General features: G+C 70.9%; 18 protein-coding genes and 2 riboswitches. Of the genes, 4 read left to right on the top strand and 14 right to left on the bottom strand.

The window, feature by feature from the left end; genetic code table 11:
* Positions 1–124: 124 nt before the first annotated feature.
* A complete protein-coding gene (locus sphst_RS08285; RefSeq protein ID WP_234387511.1) occupies positions 125–1,246 on the bottom strand; it encodes an alpha/beta hydrolase in 1,122 nt (373 codons plus the stop codon).
* Between the two features lie 114 nt (positions 1,247–1,360).
* On the opposite strand from sphst_RS08285, the gene sphst_RS08280 reads away from it, so the two are divergent.
* Positions 1,361–2,116, top strand: coding sequence for a Crp/Fnr family transcriptional regulator (locus sphst_RS08280; RefSeq protein ID WP_107045392.1), 756 nt, complete (start codon positions 1,361–1,363; stop codon positions 2,114–2,116).
* A gap of 91 nt (positions 2,117–2,207) precedes the next feature.
* The gene (locus tag sphst_RS08275) at positions 2,208–5,366 is read left to right on the top strand and encodes a helicase-related protein (protein WP_107045424.1); all 3,159 of its coding nucleotides are present in this window, start codon (positions 2,208–2,210) and stop codon (positions 5,364–5,366) included.
* Positions 5,367–5,369: 3 nt separating this feature from the next.
* Here the strand turns inward: sphst_RS08275 and cobF are convergent, their stop codons facing one another.
* From cobF to cbiE, 6 genes are read right to left on the bottom strand one after another with little or no spacing between them, the layout of a single operon-like run.
* Entirely contained in the window at positions 5,370–6,137 is a 768-nt protein-coding gene (gene cobF, locus sphst_RS08270) for a precorrin-6A synthase (deacetylating) (protein ID WP_107045391.1), read from the bottom strand.
* Positions 6,134–6,853: a uroporphyrinogen-III C-methyltransferase gene (cobA, locus tag sphst_RS08265; protein ID WP_107045390.1), complete on the bottom strand. Its 720-nt coding sequence runs from the start codon at positions 6,851–6,853 to the stop codon at positions 6,134–6,136. Before cobA ends, cobF begins: the two co-directional genes overlap by 4 nt.
* Complete coding sequence (locus tag sphst_RS08260) at positions 6,850–8,184, bottom strand: cobyrinate a,c-diamide synthase (protein ID WP_107045389.1); 1,335 nt, start codon at positions 8,182–8,184, stop codon at positions 6,850–6,852. The genes cobA and sphst_RS08260 overlap by 4 nt, the downstream gene beginning before the upstream one ends.
* Positions 8,181–8,966, bottom strand: a complete 786-nt coding sequence (gene cobM / locus sphst_RS08255; protein ID WP_056406227.1) for a precorrin-4 C(11)-methyltransferase — start codon at positions 8,964–8,966, stop codon at positions 8,181–8,183. Before cobM ends, sphst_RS08260 begins: the two co-directional genes overlap by 4 nt.
* A complete protein-coding gene (locus sphst_RS08250; RefSeq protein ID WP_056406226.1) occupies positions 8,963–9,328 on the bottom strand; it encodes a cobalamin biosynthesis protein in 366 nt (121 codons plus the stop codon). Before sphst_RS08250 ends, cobM begins: the two co-directional genes overlap by 4 nt.
* Positions 9,325–10,530 carry a precorrin-6y C5,15-methyltransferase (decarboxylating) subunit CbiE gene (gene cbiE, locus sphst_RS08245; protein ID WP_442800388.1) on the bottom strand — a complete coding sequence of 402 codons (1,206 nt, stop codon included), beginning with the start codon at positions 10,528–10,530 and terminating at the stop codon, positions 9,325–9,327. Before cbiE ends, sphst_RS08250 begins: the two co-directional genes overlap by 4 nt.
* Here cbiE and sphst_RS08240 point away from each other — a divergent pair.
* Positions 10,520–11,269, top strand: coding sequence for a cobalt-precorrin-6A reductase (locus sphst_RS08240; RefSeq protein WP_107045423.1), 750 nt, complete (start codon positions 10,520–10,522; stop codon positions 11,267–11,269). The genes cbiE and sphst_RS08240 overlap by 11 nt on opposite strands.
* Here the strand turns inward: sphst_RS08240 and cobJ are convergent.
* From cobJ to sphst_RS08205, 7 genes are all read right to left on the bottom strand, one after another.
* Positions 11,245–12,009 carry a precorrin-3B C(17)-methyltransferase gene (gene cobJ / locus sphst_RS08235; RefSeq protein WP_107045387.1) on the bottom strand — a complete coding sequence of 255 codons (765 nt, stop codon included), beginning with the start codon at positions 12,007–12,009 and terminating at the stop codon, positions 11,245–11,247. The genes sphst_RS08240 and cobJ overlap by 25 nt on opposite strands.
* Positions 12,006–12,785, bottom strand: a complete 780-nt coding sequence (gene cobI / locus sphst_RS08230; RefSeq protein WP_107045386.1) for a precorrin-2 C(20)-methyltransferase — start codon at positions 12,783–12,785, stop codon at positions 12,006–12,008. The genes cobJ and cobI overlap by 4 nt, the downstream gene beginning before the upstream one ends.
* Positions 12,782–13,411, bottom strand: coding sequence for a precorrin-8X methylmutase (locus sphst_RS08225; protein WP_107045385.1), 630 nt, complete (start codon positions 13,409–13,411; stop codon positions 12,782–12,784). Before sphst_RS08225 ends, cobI begins: the two co-directional genes overlap by 4 nt.
* Positions 13,411–14,535, bottom strand: a complete 1,125-nt coding sequence (locus sphst_RS08220; RefSeq protein ID WP_107045384.1) for a cobalamin biosynthesis protein CobG — start codon at positions 14,533–14,535, stop codon at positions 13,411–13,413. Before sphst_RS08220 ends, sphst_RS08225 begins: the two co-directional genes overlap by 1 nt.
* Complete coding sequence (gene cobN, locus sphst_RS08215; RefSeq protein WP_107045383.1) at positions 14,532–17,825, bottom strand: cobaltochelatase subunit CobN; 3,294 nt, start codon at positions 17,823–17,825, stop codon at positions 14,532–14,534. The genes sphst_RS08220 and cobN overlap by 4 nt, the downstream gene beginning before the upstream one ends.
* 5 nt (positions 17,826–17,830) lie before the next feature.
* Entirely contained in the window at positions 17,831–18,880 is a 1,050-nt protein-coding gene (gene cobW / locus sphst_RS08210) for a cobalamin biosynthesis protein CobW (protein ID WP_107045382.1), read from the bottom strand.
* 137 nt (positions 18,881–19,017) lie between these two features.
* Positions 19,018–19,234: riboswitch (cobalamin riboswitch) on the bottom strand.
* 160 nt (positions 19,235–19,394) lie between these two features.
* The gene (locus tag sphst_RS08205) at positions 19,395–20,432 is read right to left on the bottom strand and encodes a HoxN/HupN/NixA family nickel/cobalt transporter (RefSeq protein ID WP_442800389.1); all 1,038 of its coding nucleotides are present in this window, start codon (positions 20,430–20,432) and stop codon (positions 19,395–19,397) included.
* A 179-nt stretch (positions 20,433–20,611) separates the two neighbouring features.
* A riboswitch (cobalamin riboswitch) is annotated at positions 20,612–20,824 on the bottom strand.
* Positions 20,825–21,061: 237 nt separating this feature from the next.
* On the opposite strand from sphst_RS08205, the gene sphst_RS08200 reads away from it, so the two are divergent.
* Positions 21,062–22,246: a molybdopterin molybdotransferase MoeA gene (locus sphst_RS08200; protein WP_107045381.1), complete on the top strand. Its 1,185-nt coding sequence runs from the start codon at positions 21,062–21,064 to the stop codon at positions 22,244–22,246.
* Positions 22,247–22,286 lie beyond the last annotated feature (40 nt).

The raw sequence follows: 22,286 nt of genomic DNA, 5'->3' as shown, positions 1-22,286 counted from the left end.
CGCCATCGGCAGGGCCGCGACCCGCGCGCGGGCGCGATAGCGGGGCGAAGAGGCGTGGGTCGTCGACGTCATGGCGATACTCGCTGCAGGATCGGGAGGGGGAAACTATCCCCCTCCCAACGCATCAGCGCTTCGCAGGAGCCATGGCGAACGCCGCCTTCAGCCGTGCGACCGCGAGATCGTTCGCATCCTTGGCGCCGCGCACGATCGTGCCCATGCCGAAGAATTCATGCGTCACGCCCGGGAAAGTGCGCTGCTCGACCTTGTCGCCCGCCGCACGCATCGCCGCGGCCAGCGTCTCGCCGTCCGACCGCAGCGGATCGATCTGCGCGTTGATGATCGTCGTCGGCGGCAGCCCGCGCAGGTTCGCCCCGACCAGGTTCAGCCGCGGATCCTGCGCATCCGCCTTGCTGGTCTGGTAGTAATAACCGAACCACGGCAGCATCGCGCCGTTGAGCGGCTTGGCGTTCGCGGAATCCCTGCGCGACGGCAGCGTCTTGCTGCTGTTGGCGATCGGATAGACCGAGACGATGTGCAGCGGCGCGGTCAGGCGATTGTCGCGGGCATAGATTGCCGTCGCGACCGCCAGATTGCCGCCGGCGCTCTCGCCCGCAACCGCGATCTTCGCCGGGTTGCCACCCCATGCCGCGGCATTGGCCAGCGTCCAGCGATAGGCGGCTGCCGCGTCGTCATGCTGCGCGGGGAACTTGAATTCGGGCGCATGGCGATATTCGACCGACACGACGATCGCATTCAGCGCCTTGGCCATCGCGCGCGGGGCCGCGTCATAGGTCGCGACGTCCGCGATCACCCAGCCACCGCCGTGATAATAGACCACGACCGGCAGGCCCTTGGCATTGGCCGCGCTCGTCGGCTTGTACACGCGGGCGAACTGCTTGGCGTCGCTGCCATAGGGGATGTCCTGCGTCGTCACCGACGCGTCGGGCGTCGTCGGCATGCCCTTCTGCGCCATCACCGCCTTGGCGCCATCCGCAGCCGAGGGCTGCTGGCGTGCTTCGGCGGGCGTCAGCGTCTCGATCGGCTTGCCGCCGAGACCGGCCAGCGCGTCGAGCACGGCCTGCATGTCGGGCGCAGCCTTGGCCGGCGCCATCTTCGTGGCGGGCGGCGGGGGCGGCGGCGGCGCAGTGTCGCTACGCGCCGACTGGGCGAGCGCGGCGCCCGGGATAAGTACGAGCGTCGATGCAAACACGCCGGCGAGCAGCGTCCGTCGAATGGAATGTGTCAAAATTGCCTCCTGTAACATTGAAAGGCGCAACCCCGGCGGCGGCGTGGGAGTTGCTGTACGAAACCGGACGAAGACCGGATCGTATTGAATTCGTGCAGTGTTTCAGGGGGCGTGATGGCGGGCGACAATCGACTGGAGACCATCGATCGGGACGGAGTTGGCGAGGTGTCGTCGACGCGCGGCACAGGAAACCGGCTGCTTCAGCGTCTGAGCCCCGACGACTTCGCATTGATCGCGCCGCATCTCGACCGCGTCCCCTTTGCGGTCGGCGAGTCGCTGACGCGTGCGGGCGACCGGATCGAGATGCTCTGCTTTCCCGAGGAGGGGATCGCCGGCGTGCTCGACGCGCTCGAGGGCGATCATCGGTTCGCGGTCGGGCTGATCGGCGCGGAGGGCTTTGTCGGCTGGTCCGCGCTGCTCGGCGATGACCGCTCGCCCTATGACATCGTGATGCGCGCCGAACAGGGCCTCGCGCTGCAGCTCCCGCTCGACCGCTTCCACGCCGCCGCCGCGCAGAGCGACACGCTGCGACTCGCGCTGCTCCGTTTCGTCCAGGTGTTCATGACCCAGATGGGCCGCACGATCGTATCGTCGCTCGCGCATTCGATCGAGCGACGCATGGCGCGCTGGATCCTGCTCTATCACGATCGCATCCGCGACGACGCGATCTGCATGACGCATGAGGAGTTCCGCCTGATGCTCGGCGTCCGTCGCAGCAGCGTGACCGAAGCGCTGCACCGGCTCGAGGAAGAACAGGCGATTCGCTCGGTCCGAGGCCGCGTGCTGGTCCGCGACCGCGACGTGCTGATGCGGATGGCGGGCGACACCTATGGCCATGCGGAATCCGAGTATCGCCGCCTGCTCGGCTGAGCCGGTCGGAACATTTCGTGCACGGATCACGGAACGAGCCGGCCCGCATACCGTTCATTCAATGGGCGCCAACGGCCCGACCGGAGGGGCCATGCTGAAGCGTACCGACCATATCGACCTGCCGGGTGACACGCGCGCTGCACCGGCGACTCTGCCCGCGGCGATCGTCGTTGCCGAGTTGCTGACCGCCGGGATCGACCGTGCCATTCTGGTAGTCGAGGACGAGTCGCGCGCCGAGGCGATCGCCTGTCTCGCTGAGGGGTTCGCCCCTGCGATGACCGTCGTCCATCTCGTTGCGAGCGATGCGCTCCCCGGCGACTCCGCGCCGCCCAGCGCCGCCAATGTCGGCCGCCGGGTCGAGGCGCTGCGCCGTCTGCGCGCCGCGACCGCTACAACCTCGACTGACCCGATCCTCCTCGTCCTCTCCACCGAGGCGAGCGCGGTCCGTTATCCCGCCCCTGCCGCGTTCGATGAGGCACCACCGGTGTTCCGCATCGGCGACACGATCGACATCGCCGCGCTGCCCGCGCTCGCCGAAACGATCGGCTACACGATCGACGACCGCGTCGACGAACCCGGCGAGATCGCGATCCGCGGCAGCGTCGTCGACCTCTTTCCGGCCGATCGCACGAACCCCGCCCGGATCGAATTCGACGACAATTCGGTCATCACCGAAATTCGCAGTTATGACCCGGTGTCGCAGCGCAGCCTTGAAACGCTCGACGCGGTGATCGTCGGTCGCGCCTGCGAACCCGATCTGGGTGACGGCGTCGCGATCACCGAGCATCTACCCGACGCCGCGCTCCATTTTGACCCCCTGGTCGACGACCGCCGCACCCGGTTCCTCGCGCTTGCCGCCGACGGCACCGCGGCGCGTCAGGTCAAGGCCGCGCTGGTCGACACCCGCGCCTGGAACAAGGCGACCGCCGGCCGCCAGATCCTCGCTACCGACACCCCGGTCGAACGCACCCCGCGCTTCATCGAGCGGCGCGATCCCGTCCGCGCGTTCCGCCGCTTCGCGCGTTCGGTGATCGCCGACGGCCGGCTCGCGATCGCCGGGTCCGCGCGTGACCTCCGTTTCCTCGCATCGCGGCTCGGCGTCGACGCTGAACACGTTGACAGCCTTGCCGAGGCGGCGGCCGCACCCGTCGGTTCGGTGTCACTGCTCTGCGCTCCGCTCGACCAGGGCTTTGTCCATGCCGATCTCACCATCGTCGCTGCCGCCGACCTGCTCGGCAGCCGTGCACGACTGGACGACGGTCCCGGTGCCGGCGTTGCGGCCTTCGCCGAAGGCGCGACGCTGCAGACCGGCGACATCGTCGTGCATGAGGATCACGGCATCGGTCGCGTTCTTGGGGTCGAGGCGCTGCCCGACCTTGATGGCGTCGCGGCCGACGCGATCGTGCTCGACTATGCCAAGGGCGCCCGCCGGCTCGTACCCGTGCATGAAGCCGATCGCATCTGGCGTTATGGCGCAGACGCGGATGCGGTGACGCTCGACACGCTCGACGGGGGAAGCTGGACCAAGCGTCGCGCCGCGATCGACACCGCGATCGCGGAAAGCGCACGTGCGCTTCAGGCGGTCGCCGCCGAACGCGACGCACGGACGACACCGCCGATCGTCCCCGAAGTTGCACTCTACGAACAGTTCGCCGCGGGCTTTCCCTTCGCCGAGACCCCCGACCAGGCCCGCGCGATCGCCGCAGTCCGCAGCGACCTCGCCAGCGGCAAGCCGATGGACCGGCTGATCGTCGGCGATGTCGGCTATGGCAAGACCGAGGTCGCACTTCGCGCCGCCGCGCTTGTCGCGCTGGCTGGTCGCCAGGTCGCGATCGTCGCGCCCACCACGGTGCTGATCCGCCAGCATCTCGAAACGTTCCGCACGCGCTTTGTCGGCACCGGGCTGGAGGTCGCTGCGTTGTCTCGGCTGTCGACGCCTGCCGAGCGCAAGCGCGTCTGCGCCGGGCTCGCCGACGGGTCTATCGCGGTCGTCGTCGGCACCAGCGCTGTCGGCGGCAAGGGCGTCGCCTTTGCCGATCTCGCGCTGGTCGTGATCGACGAGGAACAGCGGTTCGGCGCGAAGGCCAAGGCGTCGCTGCGCGACATGGGCGCGGGCCATGTCCTCACGCTCAGCGCCACGCCGATCCCGCGCACGCTCCAGTCGGCGATGGTCGGTATCCAGGCGATCTCGGTCATCGCGACGCCACCCGCGCGTCGCCAGCCGATCCGCACCATCGTCGCGCCGTTCGATGACGCCGCGGTCCGCAAGGCGCTCCGCCGCGAACGCGCGCGCGGCGGCCAGAGCTTCGTCGTCGTGCCGCGGATCGAGGACATCGCCCCGCTCGCGAAAACGCTCACGCGGATCGTTCCCGAACTCGGCCTCGTCATCGCGCACGGCAAGATGGAGGCGGCCGAGCTCGACGACGCAATGGCGAGCTTTGCCGCGGGCGACGGCGACGTGCTGCTGGCGACCAACATCATCGAGGCGGGGCTCGACGTGCCGCGCGCCAACACGATGATCGTCCACCATGCCGACCGGTTCGGCCTGTCGCAGCTCCACCAGCTGCGCGGCCGGGTCGGGCGCGGCGGCCGGCGCGGTCAGATCCTGCTGTCGACCGACGGTGAGGCCATGATCGCCGAGGCGACGATGAAGCGCCTCCGCACGCTCCAGGCGTTCGACCAGCTCGGCGCGGGCTTCGCGATCAGCGCGCGTGATCTCGACATGCGTGGCGCGGGCGATCTGGTCGGCGAGGATCAGGCCGGCCACATGAAGCTGATCGGCATCGACCTCTACCAGCATCTGCTGGGTCGCGCGCTGAAGGCCGCGCGCGGCGAACCGGTCGATCAGTGCCAGCCGGTGCTCAATCTCGGCGTCGGCGGCATGCTTCCCGAAGAGTGGATCCCCGAGGCCGACTTGCGGCTGACGCTCTACGGCCAGCTCGCGCATCTGTGCGACATCGCCGCGCTCGACGCGTTCCAGGCCGAGCTCGAGGACCGGTTCGGCGCGCTGCCGGACAATGCCGTCCGCCTGCTCGAATGCGCGCGGATCCGCGCACTCGCCGCCGCCGCCGACATTCGCCAGATCGATGTCGGCCCGGGCGCCATCGCCTTCACCCCGGGGAATCCGACCGCCGCCCTTCCGGCGCCGTTCGAACCGGCGAAGCGCCGCTGGCTGGTCCGCGAACGGATCGAGGATCCCCTCGCCCGCCTCGACCGCGTCCGCGAGCTGCTGAGCGACCTGTCGGAGTGACGCTCAGCCGCCCGTGCGGCGGAGCAGATACACGTCCATGATCCAGCCGTGCCGGGCGCGCAGTCCGGCACGGCGCGCGACGATGTCCGCCCCGACCGTAGCAAGCGGCCCGGCGACCAGCGCCTCCTGCGCCATCCCCAAATACGCCCCCCACCAGATTGTGATTCCCTCGGGTGCGAGCGTCTCGAACGCGCACGCCCCGTCGAGCATCACCGCCAGCGTTTCGACCCCCGCTGGCCACCCCTCCGCGCGCAGCCTGCGCCCGGTGGTGATCGTCACCGGCGCGGCAAGCGTGTTGAGCGGGATCGCATGCGCCGCGGTCAGCGCCTGCAGGCTGGTGATTCCCGGCACCACGCTGACCCCGATCGACCGCCCTCCCGCTCGCAGCCGGTCAGCGATCCGGAGGCTGCTGTCGTAGAGCGACGGATCCCCCCAGACGAGGAACGCGACCCGCCCCCCGCCTGGCAGATGCTCGGCGATCTGCGCCGCCCACACCGCCGCGATATCATCGTGCCACGCATCCACCGCGGCACGGTACGGCGCGTCCGCGTCGCGTTCGGGCAGGTCGAACTCCACCACCTTGGCAGGCCCGGTCAGCAACGCGGTGCAGATCGTCCGGCGCAAATCGACCAGATCGGACTTCCCCGCGCCTTTCCGCGGCAACAGGATCAGGTCGGCGGCGTTCATCGCCGTGACCGCCGCGCGCGTCACGTGATCGGGATTGCCCGTGCCGATCCCGATCAGCGATATCGCGATGTCGGCCCCGCTCATGGTGCCATCAGCGAGCCGTAGAGGATCAGCGCGGGCTTGTCGGACACGCCCCCCGCCAGCCGCGCCGCGAGCCCCGCGATCGTCGACCAGGTCAGGCTCTGGTCGGGATGCCCGACATTTTCCGCGAGCAGCGCGGTCGTGTCGCCCGACAGACCGTGTGCGACGAGCGACTCAACCAGAGCTGGAAACGTCCGCTGCGGCATGAACACGACCGTCGTCGCCTCCGGATCGGCGAGCGCGGCCATGTTGCGCTGCTGGGGTAGTTTCCCGGTCACGTCATGGCCGGTGACATATTGCACCCGCCGCGCGGACAGCCGGCGTGTCAGCGGTATCGCGGCGGCGGCGGCGGCGGCGCTCGCCGCGCTGATCCCGGGAACGATCTCGAACGTCACGCCGGCCTCGCGCAGCGCGACGATCTCCTCCTCCAGCCGCCCGAACATTCCCGCATCGCCCGACTTCAGCCGGACGACGCGCGCGCCGGTCAGCGCGTGGTCGACCAGTAGTTGCGAGACATGTGACTGGCGCGGCGACGGCCGCCCCGCGCGCTTGCCGACCGCGACCAGCTCGGCACCGACGCGCGCATGGCCCAGCACCGCGCCCGACGACAGGTCGTCGAACAGCACGACGTCGGCGCGCTGCAACCGCGTCACCGCCTTCAGCGTCAGCAATTCGGGGTCGCCGGGGCCGGATCCGACGAACGAAACGAAACCGGTCATGCAGCCGGTGGGCCAAGGGGGGCAATCATGTGGAAGAAACTACCCGTCACGCCGCCACGATGCGAGCCGGTTTCGGGCACGGCTTGCGCATTCGCGTCGACCACCTTCGCCAGCGGCGCGTCGGGCTGGTCGAGGATCGTCGAATAATGGAATTCATGCCCCGCCAGCATTGCCCCCGCCGCGATCCCGCCGATCGGCGCGTGCAGCGTCGCCCGCCGATAGCCCAGATGCATCCGCCGCTTCTCATAACTCGTCACCAGCCCGAGCAACCCGGCCATCCGGTGCCGTGTCCCGTCCGCATCGATCAGCCCTTCGCCCAGTGCCATGTACCCGCCGCACTCACCGTGCACCGGTCGCGTCTCGGCATGCAGCGCCAGCGCCGCACGGAACCGGTCCGCCGCCGCCAGCGCACCCGCATGAAGCTCGGGATAGCCCCCCGGCAGCCAGACCAGATCCGCGTCCTTCGCCGGCGCCTCGTCCGCCAGCGGCGAAAAGGGCAGGATCTCCACCCCTGCGCTGCGCCACCCGTCGAGCACATGCGCATAGGTGAATGAGAAGGCGGCATCCTGAGCCAGCGCGATCCGCTGTGCCGGCGGGGTCGGCACGACCGTCCCCTGCGCGACCGGCCGCGGCGTGGCGGCGGCCGCATCGCGCAGTGCGGCGATATCGACATGCGCGCGCAGGAACGTCGCATAGGCCGCGATCTGCGCGTCGAGCGCAGGGTGCTCGATCGCCTGTACGAGCCCCAGATGCCGCTCGGGCAGCGTCAGGTCGCCGCGCCGTGGCAGCGCGCCGAACACGCGGATCCCGACCGCCTCCATCCCGCTGCGTGCCAGCCGTTCGTGCCGCTCGCTCGCCACGCGGTTGAGGATCACGCCTGCGACCCTCACGCCGGGATCATAGCGCGCAAACCCTAGCGCAGTCGCCGCCGCGGACTGTGCCTGACCCGACACGTCGATCACCAGCACGACCGGCCAGCCCATCCGCCGCGCGACGTCCGCGCTCGCGCCATTGCCCGTCGCGCCCGCGTGCGCCACGCCGTCGAACAGCCCCATCGACCCTTCGGCCAGCGTCATGTCCGCATCGTCGCCGCGCGCCGCGATCCCGTCGAGCCGCGGCCCCGTCATCGCCCAGCTGTCGAGGTTGAACGACGCGCGCCCGCTCGCCGCGCGGTGAAACGCCGGGTCGATATAGTCGGGCCCGCATTTGAACGGCTGAACCGCGATCCCGTCGTCGCGCAGTGCGCGCAACAGCCCTAGCATCACCGTCGTCTTCCCCGTCCCCGACGCGGGCGCTGCGACCAGCAGGCCCGGCGTGGCGTCGCGCGTCATGGCGTGTCCCCTGCGAACCGCGACTCCGCCGATTGCGGCCGGAACCGCCGGTCATAGCCTTGCGCATACAGGCTGCTCGTCGCGAAATCGCCCGGCGCCAGCACGCGCCCGACCAGAATCAGCGCGGTCCGCTCGGGCCGCCCCGTCACCGCCTCCTCGATCGTCGACACAGTCGCGCGGACGATCTGCTCGTCGGGCCAGCTCGCGCGCCACACCACCGCGACCGGGCAGTCGCCACCATAAGCCGGCAGCAGATCCGCGACGACCTGCGCCAGATTGTGTACCGACAGGTGGATTGCCAGCGTCGCCTGTGTCGCGGCGAACGCGGCAAGCGTCTCGGCCAGCGGCATCGAGCTTGCCCGTCCCGGCGTCCGCGTCAGCACCACCGACTGCGCCAGTTCGGGCAAGGTCAGTTCGACCTCGAGCGCGGCGGCGGCGGCGGCAAAGGCGGGGACGCCGGGGGTGATCGTCACCGGAATGTCCAGCGCGCGCAGCCGCCGCAGCTGCTCGCCCATCGCCGACCAGATCGACAGATCCCCCGAATGCAGCCGCGCGACGTCCTGCCCCCCTGCGTGCGCGGTGACGATCTCGGCCATGATCTGGTCGAGGTCCATCGGCGCGGTGTTGACGATCCGCGCACCGGGCGGACAATGCTCCAGCAGCGCCTCCGGGATCAGCGACCCGGCATAGAGGCACACCGGCGACATCGCGATCCGGTCGCGCCCCCGCAACGTCAGCAAGTCGGGCGCACCCGGCCCTGCACCGATGAAATGCACGGTCATGGTCGAAATCCTTGGGCAATGGCGCAGGTCGCGCGTCGGCACGGCGAAATATGGCGAAGGGTCAGCAGCCTCGCGCCCGGCCCCGCACCGGCAAGCGCGGCGGCCTCGGCAACGCTGCCGGTCCCCCGCACGGCAAGGCTCGCAGGGGACCGGGTGATGGGACTGGCCGCAATCAGCGCGGCGGGATCGACCGTGATCAGCGGCAGACCCAGCAGCGCCGCGATCTCGCCGGGCAGCCCGTGCTTGTCATCGGGCGCCGCCAGCGCCTCGACCGGCGGCAGCCCCTGCTGCGCGGCGGCCAGCGCGGCCCGCAACGCGGCGGCATCCGCGGCTGTGTTGAAGCCAAAACCCGCGACGATCATGCCGGATACGCCCATTGCACCACCGGGAACTGCGCGCGCCACCCACGTCGCGTCCCGATCGGCACCGCCTGCGCCACCTCGATCCGCATCAGGCTCCCCCCCTGCGCTACCTGCCACTGCGTCAGCAGCGCCTCCGATTCGAGCGTCACCGCATTCGCGACGATGCGCGCGCCCTGCTCGACCCGCGGCCACAGCGCGCGCAACAGCGCCTCGGACAGCCCCCCGCCGACGAACACCGCATCGGGACATGCCTGCGTGTCGAGACACTCGGGCGCCCGCCCCTCGACCACCACCAGCCGGTCGACGCCCATCGTCGCGGCATTGTCGCTGATCCGCCGCGCGCGGACCGGATCCGCCTCGAACGCAATTGCCCGCATTGACGCGTGCGCGAGGAGCCACGAAATCCCGATCGATCCCGATCCCGCGCCGATATCCCACAAGTTCTCGCCCGGTTTCGGCGCGAGCGCGGCCAGCGTCACCGCGCGGATCGGCGACTTGGTGATCTGCCCGTCATGCGCGAACCAGTCGTCGGACAGCCCCGCCTGCGGCATGACCGCGCCCGCGCCCTCGAAGACGATGCCGACCGCGACCGGATGCGCGATGTCGTCGAACGCCATCGTCGCGGCGGTCGTGTGACGGATCCGCTCGCGCGGCCCGCCCAGCGCCTCGAGCACGTGCAGCGCCGACGCGCCGAACCCCGCCGCATCCAGATACGCCGCCAGCCCGCCGACCGCCGCCCCGTCGCGCACCAGCACGATCGCGCGCCGCCCCCTCGCGACATGCGGCCGCAACCGGCCGAACGGCGCGGCATGCAGCCCCAGGCATATGCAGTCCTCGAGTCCCCAGCCGAGCCGCGCCGCCGCCAGCGCGAAGCTCGACGGTGCGGGATGCGCGGTCCACTCGCCCGGCCTCAGATGCCGCATCACTGACGTGCCCGCGCCGAACCAGAACGGATCCCCCGATGCCAGCATCACCACCCGCCGGCCGCGATGCCCGATCAGCCGCGCGATCCCGTTCTCGAACGGCACTGGCCAAGCCTCGACCGCCCCCCTAAGCTCGCCGGCAAGCGCCAGATGGCGGGTCGCGCCCGTCACGATCTCGGCATCGGCCAGCGCCGTGCGCGCCGCGGCGGACAGCCCGGCCACCCCGTCCTCGCCAATCCCGAGAATCGTCAGCCACGGAGCCTCAGTCATTCCGACCATCCTGCTTCTCGGCGGCACCACCGAAGCCAGCGCGCTCGCCGCACGGCTCGCGGCGCGCGGCGATCCGACCGTGCTGAGCTATGCCGGCCGCGTCGCCAGCCCGCGCGCGCAGCCGGTCCTCATCCGCATCGGCGGCTTTGGCGGCGTCGGAGGCCTCATTACCTATCTCAAAGAGCACCGTGTCACGCACCTGATCGACGCGACGCATCCCTTCGCCGCGCAGATGCACCGCCATGCGGTCGACGCCGCGGCACAGGCGGGCGTCGCGCATGTCGCGCTCGCCCGCCCCACCTGGACCCCAGTCGCGGGCGATCGCTGGCACCGCGTCGCCGATATATCGGCCGCCGTCGCGGCGCTCGCCGGCCCGCCGCAGCGCGTGATGCTCGCGCTCGGCCGGATGCATGTCGATGCCTTCGCGCAGCAGCCGCAGCACGACTATCTGCTGCGTTTCGTCGATACGCCCGACCATCCGCCGCCGCTGCCCCGCCACCGCCTGGTTGTCGACCGCGGCCCGTTCGACGCGGCCGGCGACACCCGGCTGATGCAGGAGCACACCACCGAACTGGTCGTCTGCAAGAATGCCGGCGGCAGCGGCGCGGCGGCCAAGCTCGTCGCCGCGCGCAAGCTCGGCCTGCCGGTGATCATGATCGACCGCCCGCCGCTGCCCGCGCGACACGCGGTCGATTCGGTCGACGCGGTGCTCGACTGGCTCGATCATGGCGCCGACCGCGGCGTATAGAGGATCGGCCCCTGCGCCCGCGCGATGATCCGCGTCAGGCTCGAACCGACGATCACCATCGTCCGCATGTCCGCCATCTCCGCCCGCGCCTCGGTCAGCGGTACGATCGACAGCGCTTCCTCGGGCGTCGACACCGCCCGCGCGAACAGCACCGGGCGATCGTCGCCGCACGTCGTGCGAAGGATCTCGAACGCGCGGACCAGCCCGTCGGGTCGCGCCTTCGACCGCGGATTGTAGAAGGCGATCGCGAAATCCGCCTCCGCCGCCAGCCGCACGCGGCGCTCGATCAGCGCTTGGGGCTTCAGATTGTCCGAAAGGTTGATCGCGCAGAAATCATGCCCGAGCGGCGCGCCTGCCCGCGCGCTCGCCGCCAGCATCGCGGTGATCCCCGGCAGCACGCGGATGTCGATCCCGCCCCACGCCGCCGGTCCCGCCTCGAGCGCCTCGAACACCGCGGCCGCCATCGCGAACACGCCGGGATCCCCCGACGACACGACGACGACGCGCGCGCCCCTCGCGGCCAGTTCGAGCGCATGGCGCGCGCGGTCGATCTCGACCCGGTTGTCGCTCGCATGCAGTGTCAGGCCGTCGCGCGCCGGAACCCTCGCGACATAGGGGATATAGCCGATCACGTCGGTTGCCGCGGCCAGCGCCGCGCTGACCTCGGGCGTCACCAGCGCAGCATCCCCCGGCCCCAGCCCAGCGATCGCCAGCCAGCCAATCCCTGCGCTCAGGGTCATGGCCGCCGCCCCTGCCCGTGGATCAGCAGGATCGCGAAATAGGGCGTGACCGCATCCGCCTCGCACAGCCGCGTGACGCGCTGCTCCGCCATCGCCGCATATTCGACCAGCCACGCCGCCTCCTCGCGCCCCGCCGCGGCGACCGCGCGGCGCAGCTTGGCGAGGTGCCGGCCGATCTTCATCACCACCAGCGCATCGGTGTCGCGGATCCGCCGCACCAGATCCGCCTCGGGCAGCGTCCCCATCACCACCGTCAGCACGTCGTCGCCCCAGGTGATCGGCGCGCCGCTCGCGGTCCAGGCGCCCGACATGCCGGTGATGCCGGGGACGACCGCAACCGGCGCGACCCCCTGCAACCGCGTATAGAGGTGCATGAACGATCCGTAGAAGAACGGGTCTCCCTCGCACAGCACCACCACGTCCTCGCCGCCCAGCGCCAAAGCCGCGAGGTGATCGATGCACCCCGCGTAAAAGCCCGACAGCCGGTCGTTGTAGCGCGGATCGGACAATGCAATCTCGGTGGTGACGGGATATTCCATCGGATATTCGATCACGTCGTCGCGCAGCATCCCCTCGACGATCCGCCGCGCCTGTCCCGGGCGTCCCGCCTTGCGGAAATAGGCGATATGCCGCGCGCCGCGCACCAGACGGTCCGCGCGCACGCTCATCAAGTCGCACGCGCCCGGCCCCAACCCGACGCCGTGGATCGTGCCCGTCACGACCGCCTGCCCCGGCGGCGGCACCAAAGTCGGCACGGGCTCCACCACCCCGATCATTCCGCCGCGCTCGCCAGCGCGTTGATCGCCGCGACGGTGATCGCGCTGCCGCCCAGCCGCCCCTCGACGATCACGCACGGCACCGGCTGCGCCGCCCATAATGCATCCTTCGATTCGACCGCACCGACGAAACCCACCGGACAGCCGATGATCGCCGCGGGCCGCGGACAATCGGGATCCTCAAGCATATTGAGCAGGTGGAACAGCGCGGTCGGCGCATTGCCGATCGCCACCACCGCGCCCGCCAGATACGGCCGCCAGAATTCCAGCGCGGCGGCCGAGCGCGTCGTCGCCATCCCTTTCGCCAGCGCGACCGTCTCGGGCGTGTGCAGCGTACAGATCACCGCATTGTCCGCCGGCAGGCGCGCGCGTGTGATCCCCTCGGTCACCATCCGCGCATCGCACAGGATCGGCGCGCCCGCCCGTAACGCCGCGCGCGCAGCACGCGCGAACCCAGGCGAAAAGCGAATATCCTTGGCCAGCGCGACCAGCCCCGCAGCGTGGATCATCCGCACCGCGACCGGCTCCTCCTCGGCATCGAAGCGCGCCAGATCCGCCTCGGCGCGGATCATCGCGAACGACTGGCGATAGATCGCGGCCCCGTCAGTCTCATAGGCATAGGGCATCAGGCGGCTCCGGACGGCTGGGAGAAATGGGCGATAATCTGAGCGGGTTCGAGCGCGCCGAGCAGCGGCGGCGCGCCCGCCCGCGCGTGCAGGGCAAGATCGAACCGCCCGGCGCGCCCGGTGAGCGTCACGTCCGCAGGCCGCGCCCGCGCGCAGCCCTTGGCGCATCCCGACACGTGCAGACTGCCAGCAACCAACGGAGCGAGCCGCCGCGCGAGGTCGCGCGTCGCGACGCTCGCCTGCGGACAGGCGGGCGCGCCGACACAGGCGTCGACCCCGGCGCGCACGGTGCTGCGGTCGCGCGCGCCATCCGCCACCCCGCCTTCGAGGATCAGCATCCGCCACGGCGTCACGCGGATTGCCGTGACCGGGTCTGCGGCGATCCGGTCGCGCAACTCGACTGCCGCGATCCGCCCGAAGCCGAGCGCGACCGCCGCGCCCAGCGGATGCGCCCCGGCTTCGGGCGGTGGCGCGGTGGGCGCGGGAACCAAGGTCGCGGCCCCCGGCACGGCCGCCGCATGGCGCGCCATCCGCCCCGCCGCCGCACCTCCGCTGTCGACGAACCACCGCGCCAGCGCGACCAGCGCGTCGACGGCGGTGTCGCGCGTCACGTCCACCCCCGCCGCACGCCCCTCGCCGCGCACCAGCAACCTGCCGTCCACCGCGCGCTCGACCCGGAAATCGGCGGGCGCGCGGGTCAGCACCGGTGCAGCGCCGGCATCGATCGCAAAGCCGACCTTGCCGGGCAGCACCGGCAGGTCAGCCAATCGCTCGCGCAACGCGGTGGCGATATGCTGCGTGTCGTCCCCGTCCCGCCAGTCGGGCGCGACCAGAATCACACCGCGCGCCTCGCGCTCCGGATCGGGGTCGATCAGGCCGACCGCCAGCAACGCCTCGACCAGCTCCCGCCAGCCCGCCTCGGTCACGCCGCGGATCTGCAGATTGGCACGGCTGGTCACGTCGATCTCGCCATTTCCCCACGCCATCGCCGCATCGCACAGCGCGAGTGTCTGCGCGCGCGTCAGCCGGCCGAGCGGCGGGCGGATCCGCACCAGCAACCCGTCGCCCGCCGCCATCGGCCGCCACGCATCGGGGCACCATCCCTTGACGACGAACGCGCTCATGCCGGCAGGTCGAGCTGCGCGAGGATCGAATTGCGCCGCGTCGGCCACAGCCCGGCCGCATGCAGCGCCGCGAACCGCGCGGTCATCGCCGCCAGCGCCGCGGGGTTTGCGCTCTCCAGAAACGCGCGCACCGCGTCGCGCCCCAGCGTCGCATCATAGTAGAGATCGATAAGCTCGGGCGACACCACCCGCGCCAGCTGCGCGAACATCGCCATATGGTCGAGCGTCGCGGCGATCTCCGCGCCCCCGCGAAACCCGTGCCGCATCATCCCCTCGACCCAGGCCGGGTTCGCCGCCCGCGCATGAACGACCCGCGCAATCTCCTCGTCCAGCGGCCGCGCACGCGGCCGTTCCGGGTCCCGCGCGTCCAGATGATACAGCGCCGCGGCCTTACCCCCGGCACCCGCCTGCGCCGCCGCGAACCCCGCCTCGTGCGCGGCATAATCCGCGGCGAGCAACAGGTCGGTTTCGGGCAGGTCCTGGACATGGACGAACGCGTCGGCGGCGGCGACCCGGTCGCGGATCCCCGCCGGATCGAACCGCGTCGCATTGTCATCGCCCGCCCCGTCGAGCGCGTGGCACGACGCCGCCAGCCATGCCGCCCCCGCCGCCGCCCGCGCCGCCTCGCCATAGGCCTCGCCCGCATCGCCGAGCCCGAGCCCGTAGCGACCCGGCTCGGGCCCATAGACGCGCGCACCGACGGCAGTGCCGACGAACGGGTTCCAGTCGCCGGGCTCGTCGCGCAGCGCCAGCGCGCGCACCGCCTGCCCGAACATCTGGCCGAGCGCGGGAAACGCATCGCGGAACAGCCCCGACACGCGCAGCGTCACGTCGATCCGCGGCCGGTCGAGCCTTGCCAGCGGCAGGATCTCGACCCCCGTGACGCGGTCCGACGCGTGATCCCAGACCGGCTCCGTACCCAGCAGGTGGAGCGCCATCGCAAACTCCTCGCCTGCGGTCCGCATCGTCGCCGACGCCCAGAGGTCGACGACCAGCGCGCGCGGATAGTCGCCCTCGTCCTGCAGATGCCGGCGGACCAGCTCGTCGGCCAGCCGCACGCCCTGCGCATGCGCCGCGCGCGACGGCACGCCGCGCGCGTCGGTCGCATACAGGTTGCGCCCGGTCGGCAGGACGTCGCTGCGTCCGCGCCACGGCGACCCCGACGGCCCCGCCGCGATCCGCCTGCCCCGCAACGCGCTCAGCAGCCCGTCGCGCTCGGCCTCGCCCTGGTCACCACGCCCATAGACGTGCAGACCGTCGCCGAACTGGCTCTCCTTCACGTCGCACACGAACGTGTCGATCCGCGTGATCGCCTCCGCCTGGCTCGCCTCCTCGTCGAGCCGCAGCGTCGCCGCCAGCCCGGTCGCGCGCGCCTCGTCGGCGATGTCGCGCTGCAGCCGGTCGCGACGCGCGGGGTCGAGCCCGTCGGCGGTCGAAAATTCGTCGAGCAACGATTCGAGCCGCCCCAGCCCCGCACCGCTGCGCGTCGTCGCGGCCGGCGGCGGGACATGGCCGATCGTCACCGCGCCGATCCGCCGCCGTGCCTGTGCCGCCTCGCCCGGATCGTTGACGATGAACGGATAGAGCACCGGCATCGCCCCGGTCAGCGCCTCGGGCCAGCATTCCCCCGACAGCGCGACCGCCTTGCCCGGCAACCATTCGAGCGTCCCGTGCGCGCCGACATGGATCAGCGCATCGGTCCTGCGCGCGTGCAGCCACAGATAGAAGGCGACATAGGCATGACGGGGACAGCGCGAGAGGTCGTGATACTCGCCGACCCGCGCCGCGCTGCGCCCGCGTTCGGGCTGGAGCGCGATCACCACGCCCCCCCGCTCGACGGCCGCGAACTCGAACGCGCCGTCGATACAGGCCGGATCGTCCTCGGGCGCGCCCCAGCTTTCCTCGAGCGCATCGCGCAACACGGCCGGCAACGCTCCAAGCGCCGCGCGATACGCCGCGACCGGCCACGCGATCCGCCCCGTCTCCAGCGCCTCGGCCAGCGCTTGCGGCGCCGCGCCGCCGGTCGCATAGCCCGCCGCCGCCAGATCCTCGACGATCGCGTCCGCGGACGCCAGCGCGTCGAGCCCGACCGCATGCGCCATCTGATAATCCTTGCCCGGATAGGTCGACAGCACAACCGCGGGCCGCTGCTCAGCGACCGGTCGCGTCGCCAGCCGCACCCACGCGATGACGCGCGCGACGATCGCCGCGATCCGCTCGGGGTCGGCCCGGTGCTCGCGGCGCGCATAGCCGAGAGCGTCGTCGCGGACGCCGTCCTCCTTGAAGCTTGCGACGCCCGCGAACAGGCGTCCGTCGACTTCGGGCAGGACGACGTGCATCGCCAGGTCGGCGGGGGACAACCCGCGCGTCGACCCCGCCCAGGCGGCGCGGTCCGACGTCGCCAGCGCGACCTGGAACACCGGCACCCCCGCTTCGTCGAGCGGCGAGCTGTCATCGGCGCCGCGGCCGGAAAACGCGGTGGCATTCACGATCGCCGCCGGACGCAGCGCAACGACCCAGCGCTTGAGCCACCCCGCCGCGCCCGGCGCCTTCAGCGACGGCGCGAACAGCCCGACGACGTCGAACCCCGCCCCGCTCAGCCCGGCATGCAGCGCCTCGATCGGGTCGAGATCGGCGGCGGTCAGATAGGAGCGGTAGAAGATCAGCAGGATTCGCGGCCGCGTCGCGGTCATCGCGAACGCCGCCGGGCACGTCACCCCGTCGCGCGGCTGCCAGCCACCGACCTCGGGAACCGTCTTCACCCCCGCGACCGGCCCGGCATAGAGCCCCGCCGCCAGCGCCATCTGCGCCAGCGCCGCCTGCGCCGCGACCGCGCCGCCATCGTCGCACAGCGCGGCGAGCCGGCGCAGCGTCGACACCGGCACCGTCGACGCCGCATCGAGCCGCGCATCGCTGCGCCCGTCCGCGGGCAGCACCGCCAGCGCGATCCCCCGCGCCCGCGCCAGCGCCTCGACCTGCTGTAACCCATAGGACCAGTAGGACCGCCCGCCGATCAGCCGGATCACGATCCCCTTCGCCCCTTCACCCCCCGCTAGCGTTCGCTCGACATAGGTATCGACCGACAGCGGATGCGCGAGCGCGGACAGGTTGGCGAGCCGGAGCGACGGCAGCGGGCTCCCGTTCGCCGCCGCACGCCGCCACCCGGCCGCGAACGCGCCGAGATCCCCGTCCGAAAAGGACAGGACGACAAGATCCGCCGGGCTCTGCGCGAGGTCCTGCGGGACCGCACTCTCCTCCAGCCCGTGGCTTTCGCGGAAGACGACGTGCATCGCCGTCAGCCCTGAAGCGCGGCCCGGATCCTTGCAGGGTCGATCCGGTCATGCTCGGCGATCACCACCAGCCGCGTCTGTCGCGCCTCGTCGCCGCGCCACGGCCGGTCATATTGCGTCCGCACCCGCGCACCGACCGCCTGCACCAGCAGCCGCATCGGCTTGCCCGTCACCGCGGCATAGCCCTTCACGCGCAGGATGTCGGCGTCGCGCGCGAGGGTCTCGATCCGCGCGGCGAGCGCCGCCGGGTCCGCGATCTCGCCGAGGTCGACGATCATGCTGTCGAAATCGTCATGCTCGTGGTCGTCCGCGCCATCATGATGCGACGGCCGCGCCGCGATGTCGTCCTCCGCCGCCGCGTTCAGCCCCAGCACGACACGCGGATCGATCACCCCGTCGGTCAGCGCGATCACCGGCAACGCACGCGGGGACTCCGTCGCGATCACCGCGCGCGCCGCAGCCACCCCCGCCTCGCCCGCCAGATCCGCCTTGGTCAGCAGCACCAGATCCGCACAGGCGAGCTGGTCCTCGAACACCTCGGCGAGCGGCGTCTCGTGATCGACGCTCGGATCGGCGCGGCGCTGCGCCTCGATCGCGGCGAGGTCGGGCGCGAACCGTCCCGCGGCGACCGCTTCCGCATCGGCCAGCGCGATCACCCCGTCGACCGTGATCCGCGACCGGATCGCGGGCCAGTCGAACGCCTTGAGCAACGGCTTGGGCAAAGCGAGCCCCGACGTCTCGATCAGGATATGGTCGGGCCGCGGGTCGAGCGCGAGCAACGTCTCGACGGTCGGGATGAAATCGTCCGCGACGGTGCAGCAGATGCAGCCATTGGCGAGCTCGACGACATTCTCGGCCGGGCAATCGGGGATCGCGCACCCCTTCAAGATGTCGCCGTCGATACCAAGCGTGCCGAATTCGTTGACGATCACCGCGAGCCGCCGGCCGCCGGCATTGCGGATCAGATGACTGATCAGCGTGGTCTTGCCCGCGCCGAGGAATCCGGTGACGATGGTAACGGGAATCTTGGCCAGGGTCGGCTGGGGGTCGGTCATGCGATACTCTCCGGGCGTCGGAACGACAGCCACGGACGGACGCACGCCCGCAGCCACACGCGCGCACGACCTGACGGCCGCACGCGTTCGTCGCTCAGACGGAGTACCGTGCCGCGACCATCCCCTGGATCAAGGCAAGAGCGACCATGACGCTGGCAGGTCTCCTGGCTCGCGGGTCGAAGCTCGATGCACGCCTTCCCAGGTCCCGTGACCCAGTGGCTGCCCCCGCATCGGGGGCCTGTGCGTCTCGCTCACCGCTTACAGTTGCAGGGACAGCCGCGGCATTGGGAGGCAAACCTCCCGCACCGCATTCCCATTCAAGCCCCGAAGGGCACCGGCGCGATCTGTTGAGGTTCGGTAGAACCAAACCTCGGGGTTGGGTTTAGAGGAGTTTGGCGGTTGTGCCAATGCACCTGACCTCCGTCATCCCGACGAAAGTCAGGACCCAGAGCCAAACAAAATGCGGTGCCTGGCTCTGGGTGCCGGGTCGAGCGCAGGATGACGACGCTGTTTGTTAGCCCCGCACCACCTCGATCTCGTCGAACCGCTTCCACCGGTAGATCGCGAAACTCAGCACCCAGCACGCCACGAACAGCGCGATGATCGCAAAGCCCAGCCCGTTGAAATTTTCGCCCAGCGCCGAAGCGACGTCCCACACGCCCCCGCTCAGCCCCAGCTTCGACGCCAGCAGCGCGAGCGTCTCGATCCCGCCGATCGCGATCGCGACGATCGCCGAGATCAGCGTGATCGTGATGTTGTAATAGAGCTTGCGGATCGGCTTCACGAACGCCCATTCATAGGCGCCGAGCATCACCACCCCGTCGGCACTGTCGACCAGCGCCATGCCCGTCGCGAACAGCACCGGCAGCACCAGCACCGTGCCGATCGACAGCCCGTCCGCCGCCTGGCTCGCCGACAGGCCGAGGATCGCGACTTCGGTGGCAGTGTCGAACCCCAGCCCGAACATGAACCCGAGCGGCGCCATGTGCCAGCTGCGCGTGACCAGCCGGAACATCGGCCGGAACAGCCGCGCGAGCAGCCCGCGATTGCCGAGCAGCAGGTCGAGGTCTTCCTCGACATAGCGCCCCCCGCCGCGGACATGGCCAAAGGTCCGCCACACCGATCGCAGGATGATCAGGTTCATCGCCGCGATCGTGAACAGGAACAGCGCGGATATCAGCGTCGCGATCACCCCGCCCGCCTGCTTGAACGCCTCGAACTGTGACAGCGCGCTCGCGGTCAGCGCGATTCCGACCGCGGCGATCAGGACGATCCCCGAATGGCCGACCGCGAACCAGAAGCCGACCCCGATCGGCCGCTGCCCATCCTGCATCAGCTTGCGCGTCACATTGTCGATTGCCGCGATATGATCCGCATCGACCGCGTGGCGCAGCCCCAGCCCCCAGGCGAGCATCGCGGTGCCCAGCATCAGCGGCTGCGCCTGGAACAGCGCGAACGCCCATCCCCAGGCGGCGATATTGGCCGCCACCAGCATCGCGAACATCCAGCCGATCCGGTGTCGCGTCGAACGACCGGCGGTCCGCCCGGTCATGATCTTGGTCATTGGCACATCCCCGGCGTCCGACGAGGACGGGGGCCTGCCGCGAACGACCGGGACGCGCGCCGACCGGACGCCATGAGCGGCCGGCATGCGTCGCCGATGCGGCCCCCGCCGCATTGTCGTCGCTCAGACGGCGTTCACCGTGCCTCGGCCACCCCCTGGACCGGGACAAGAGCGACCAGACGCCGGCAGGTCTCCTGGCTCGCGGGTCAAGGCTCGACGCACACCTTCCCAGGCCATCGGCCCAGTGGCTGCCCCCGTCGCAGGGGGCGCGTGCGTGTCGCTCGCCGCTTACAGTTGCAGGGACAGCTGCGGTCTTGGGGCGAACCCCGCACCGCATTCCCATTCAAGCCCCGAAGGGCACCGACGCGATCTGTGCGGATCCGGCTTGCGTCGGACCTGCGCCACAGGGCTAGCGTGTTTTGCCTACGCTGACGACAGGATTTGCATGCGGGCCGCCGCCGGGCATGTCGTCCCATCTCACCGCAACGTCTGCCTTACCTCGTACGTTGATCGCATAACCGACCGGTGTCCTGCCGGTCGCGGCGTTGCCCGCTTTCCGCCCCGCGGCATTCGTGCGAGCAGCGCAGACCTTCATCGCCCCGCTGAACGGAGCCCGCATGCGCCCTCTCGTCCCCGTCGCCGAAGCCCAGTCCCGCCTCTTCGCCATGGCATCGCGCGTGCCGGCCGAAACCGTGCCGCTGCGCTCCGCGATGGGTCGCTGGGCGGCGGAGGACATTCTCGCCCGCCGCACCCAGCCTGCGACCGACCTTTCGGCGATGGACGGCTATGCGATCCGCTACGCCGATCTGCCCGGCCCCTGGACCGTCATCGGCGAGAGCGCGGCCGGCCGCCCCTTCGCCGGCACGCTCGCCCCGGGCGAGGCGACGCGCATCTTCACCGGCGCGGCGATGCCGCCCGGCGCTGATACCGTCCTTGTTCAGGAAGAGGCCGCGCGCGACGGCGACCGGCTGATGCTCGACGGCGAAGGCCCCGCCTTTGAAGGCCGCAACACACGCCGCAAGGGGCTCGACTTCGCGACCGGCACGCGGCTGATCGCGGCCGGCGATCGGCTGACGCCCGCGCGCATCGCGGTCGCTGCGACCGGCGGACACGGCACGCTGTCGGTCGGCCGCCGGCTGCGCGTCGCGGTCGCCGCGACGGGGGACGAGCTCGTTCCGCCCGGCTCGACCAGCGACCCCGTCCCGCTACCGGAATCAAACGGCATCATGCTCGCCGCGATGCTCGCCGACCTGCCCGTCGACATTATCGATCTCGGAATCCTCCCCGACCGGCTCGACACGCTGCGTGACGCCTTTGCCGGGGTCGACGCCGATCTGCTGGTAACCACGGGGGGCGCGTCGGTCGGCGATCACGACCTCGTCCGCCCCGCGATCGAGGCGGCCGGCGGGGCAATCGACTTCTGGCGGATCGCGCTGCGCCCGGGCAAGCCGATGATGGCGGGTACGCTTGGCCGGACGATGCTGCTCGGCCTGCCGGGCAATCCCGTCTCCGCCTTCGTCACCGCGATCCTGTTCGTCCGCCCCGTCGTCGCGCACATGCTCGGCGCGCGCGATCCCCTGCCGCAGACGACGCACGCGCTGCTCGGCGAGGATCTTCCGCCCAACCAGTCGCGGACCGACTATATGCGCGCCGAACTGCGCGACGGTCGCGCCTATGCCTCGACTATCCAGGACAGCTCAATGCTGCTGACGCTCGCCCGTTCGTCCTGCCTGATCATCCGCGATGGCGACGCGCCGGCGGCGAGGGCGGGCGACTCGGCGGAAATCCTCGTCATCGCTTGACGTCACCGCTTGACGAAGCTGCAGGTGTTCCATAGAAGTT

The organism is Sphingomonas sp. STIS6.2 (genome assembly GCF_000732685.2).
Classification (GTDB): domain Bacteria; phylum Pseudomonadota; class Alphaproteobacteria; order Sphingomonadales; family Sphingomonadaceae; genus Sphingomonas; species Sphingomonas aerolata.
Note: the sequence above shows the minus strand (reverse complement) of the source record. Positions and strands in the feature narration are given on the sequence as shown.

What these genes read in the sequence shown, in the direction of transcription:
- sphst_RS08280 (WP_107045392.1), top strand. Translation starts at nt 1,361, where the DNA reads ATGGCGGGCGACAATCGACTGGAGACCATCGATCGGGACGGAGTTGGC.
- sphst_RS08275 (WP_107045424.1), top strand. Translation starts at nt 2,208, where the DNA reads ATGCTGAAGCGTACCGACCATATCGACCTGCCGGGTGACACGCGCGCT.
- cobF (WP_107045391.1), bottom strand. Translation starts at nt 6,137, where the DNA reads ATGAGCGGGGCCGACATCGCGATATCGCTGATCGGGATCGGCACGGGC.
- cobA (WP_107045390.1), bottom strand. Translation starts at nt 6,853, where the DNA reads ATGACCGGTTTCGTTTCGTTCGTCGGATCCGGCCCCGGCGACCCCGAA.
- sphst_RS08260 (WP_107045389.1), bottom strand. Translation starts at nt 8,184, where the DNA reads ATGACGCGCGACGCCACGCCGGGCCTGCTGGTCGCAGCGCCCGCGTCG.
- cobM (WP_056406227.1), bottom strand. Translation starts at nt 8,966, where the DNA reads ATGACCGTGCATTTCATCGGTGCAGGGCCGGGTGCGCCCGACTTGCTG.
- sphst_RS08250 (WP_056406226.1), bottom strand. Translation starts at nt 9,328, where the DNA reads ATGATCGTCGCGGGTTTTGGCTTCAACACAGCCGCGGATGCCGCCGCG.
- cbiE (WP_442800388.1), bottom strand. Translation starts at nt 10,530, where the DNA reads ATGGTCGGAATGACTGAGGCTCCGTGGCTGACGATTCTCGGGATTGGC.
- cobJ (WP_107045387.1), bottom strand. Translation starts at nt 12,009, where the DNA reads ATGACCCTGAGCGCAGGGATTGGCTGGCTGGCGATCGCTGGGCTGGGG.
- cobI (WP_107045386.1), bottom strand. Translation starts at nt 12,785, where the DNA reads ATGATCGGGGTGGTGGAGCCCGTGCCGACTTTGGTGCCGCCGCCGGGG.
- sphst_RS08225 (WP_107045385.1), bottom strand. Translation starts at nt 13,411, where the DNA reads ATGCCCTATGCCTATGAGACTGACGGGGCCGCGATCTATCGCCAGTCG.
- sphst_RS08220 (WP_107045384.1), bottom strand. Translation starts at nt 14,535, where the DNA reads ATGAGCGCGTTCGTCGTCAAGGGATGGTGCCCCGATGCGTGGCGGCCG.
- cobN (WP_107045383.1), bottom strand. Translation starts at nt 17,825, where the DNA reads ATGCACGTCGTCTTCCGCGAAAGCCACGGGCTGGAGGAGAGTGCGGTC.
- cobW (WP_107045382.1), bottom strand. Translation starts at nt 18,880, where the DNA reads ATGACCGACCCCCAGCCGACCCTGGCCAAGATTCCCGTTACCATCGTC.
- sphst_RS08205 (WP_442800389.1), bottom strand. Translation starts at nt 20,432, where the DNA reads ATGACCGGGCGGACCGCCGGTCGTTCGACGCGACACCGGATCGGCTGG.
- sphst_RS08200 (WP_107045381.1), top strand. Translation starts at nt 21,062, where the DNA reads ATGCGCCCTCTCGTCCCCGTCGCCGAAGCCCAGTCCCGCCTCTTCGCC.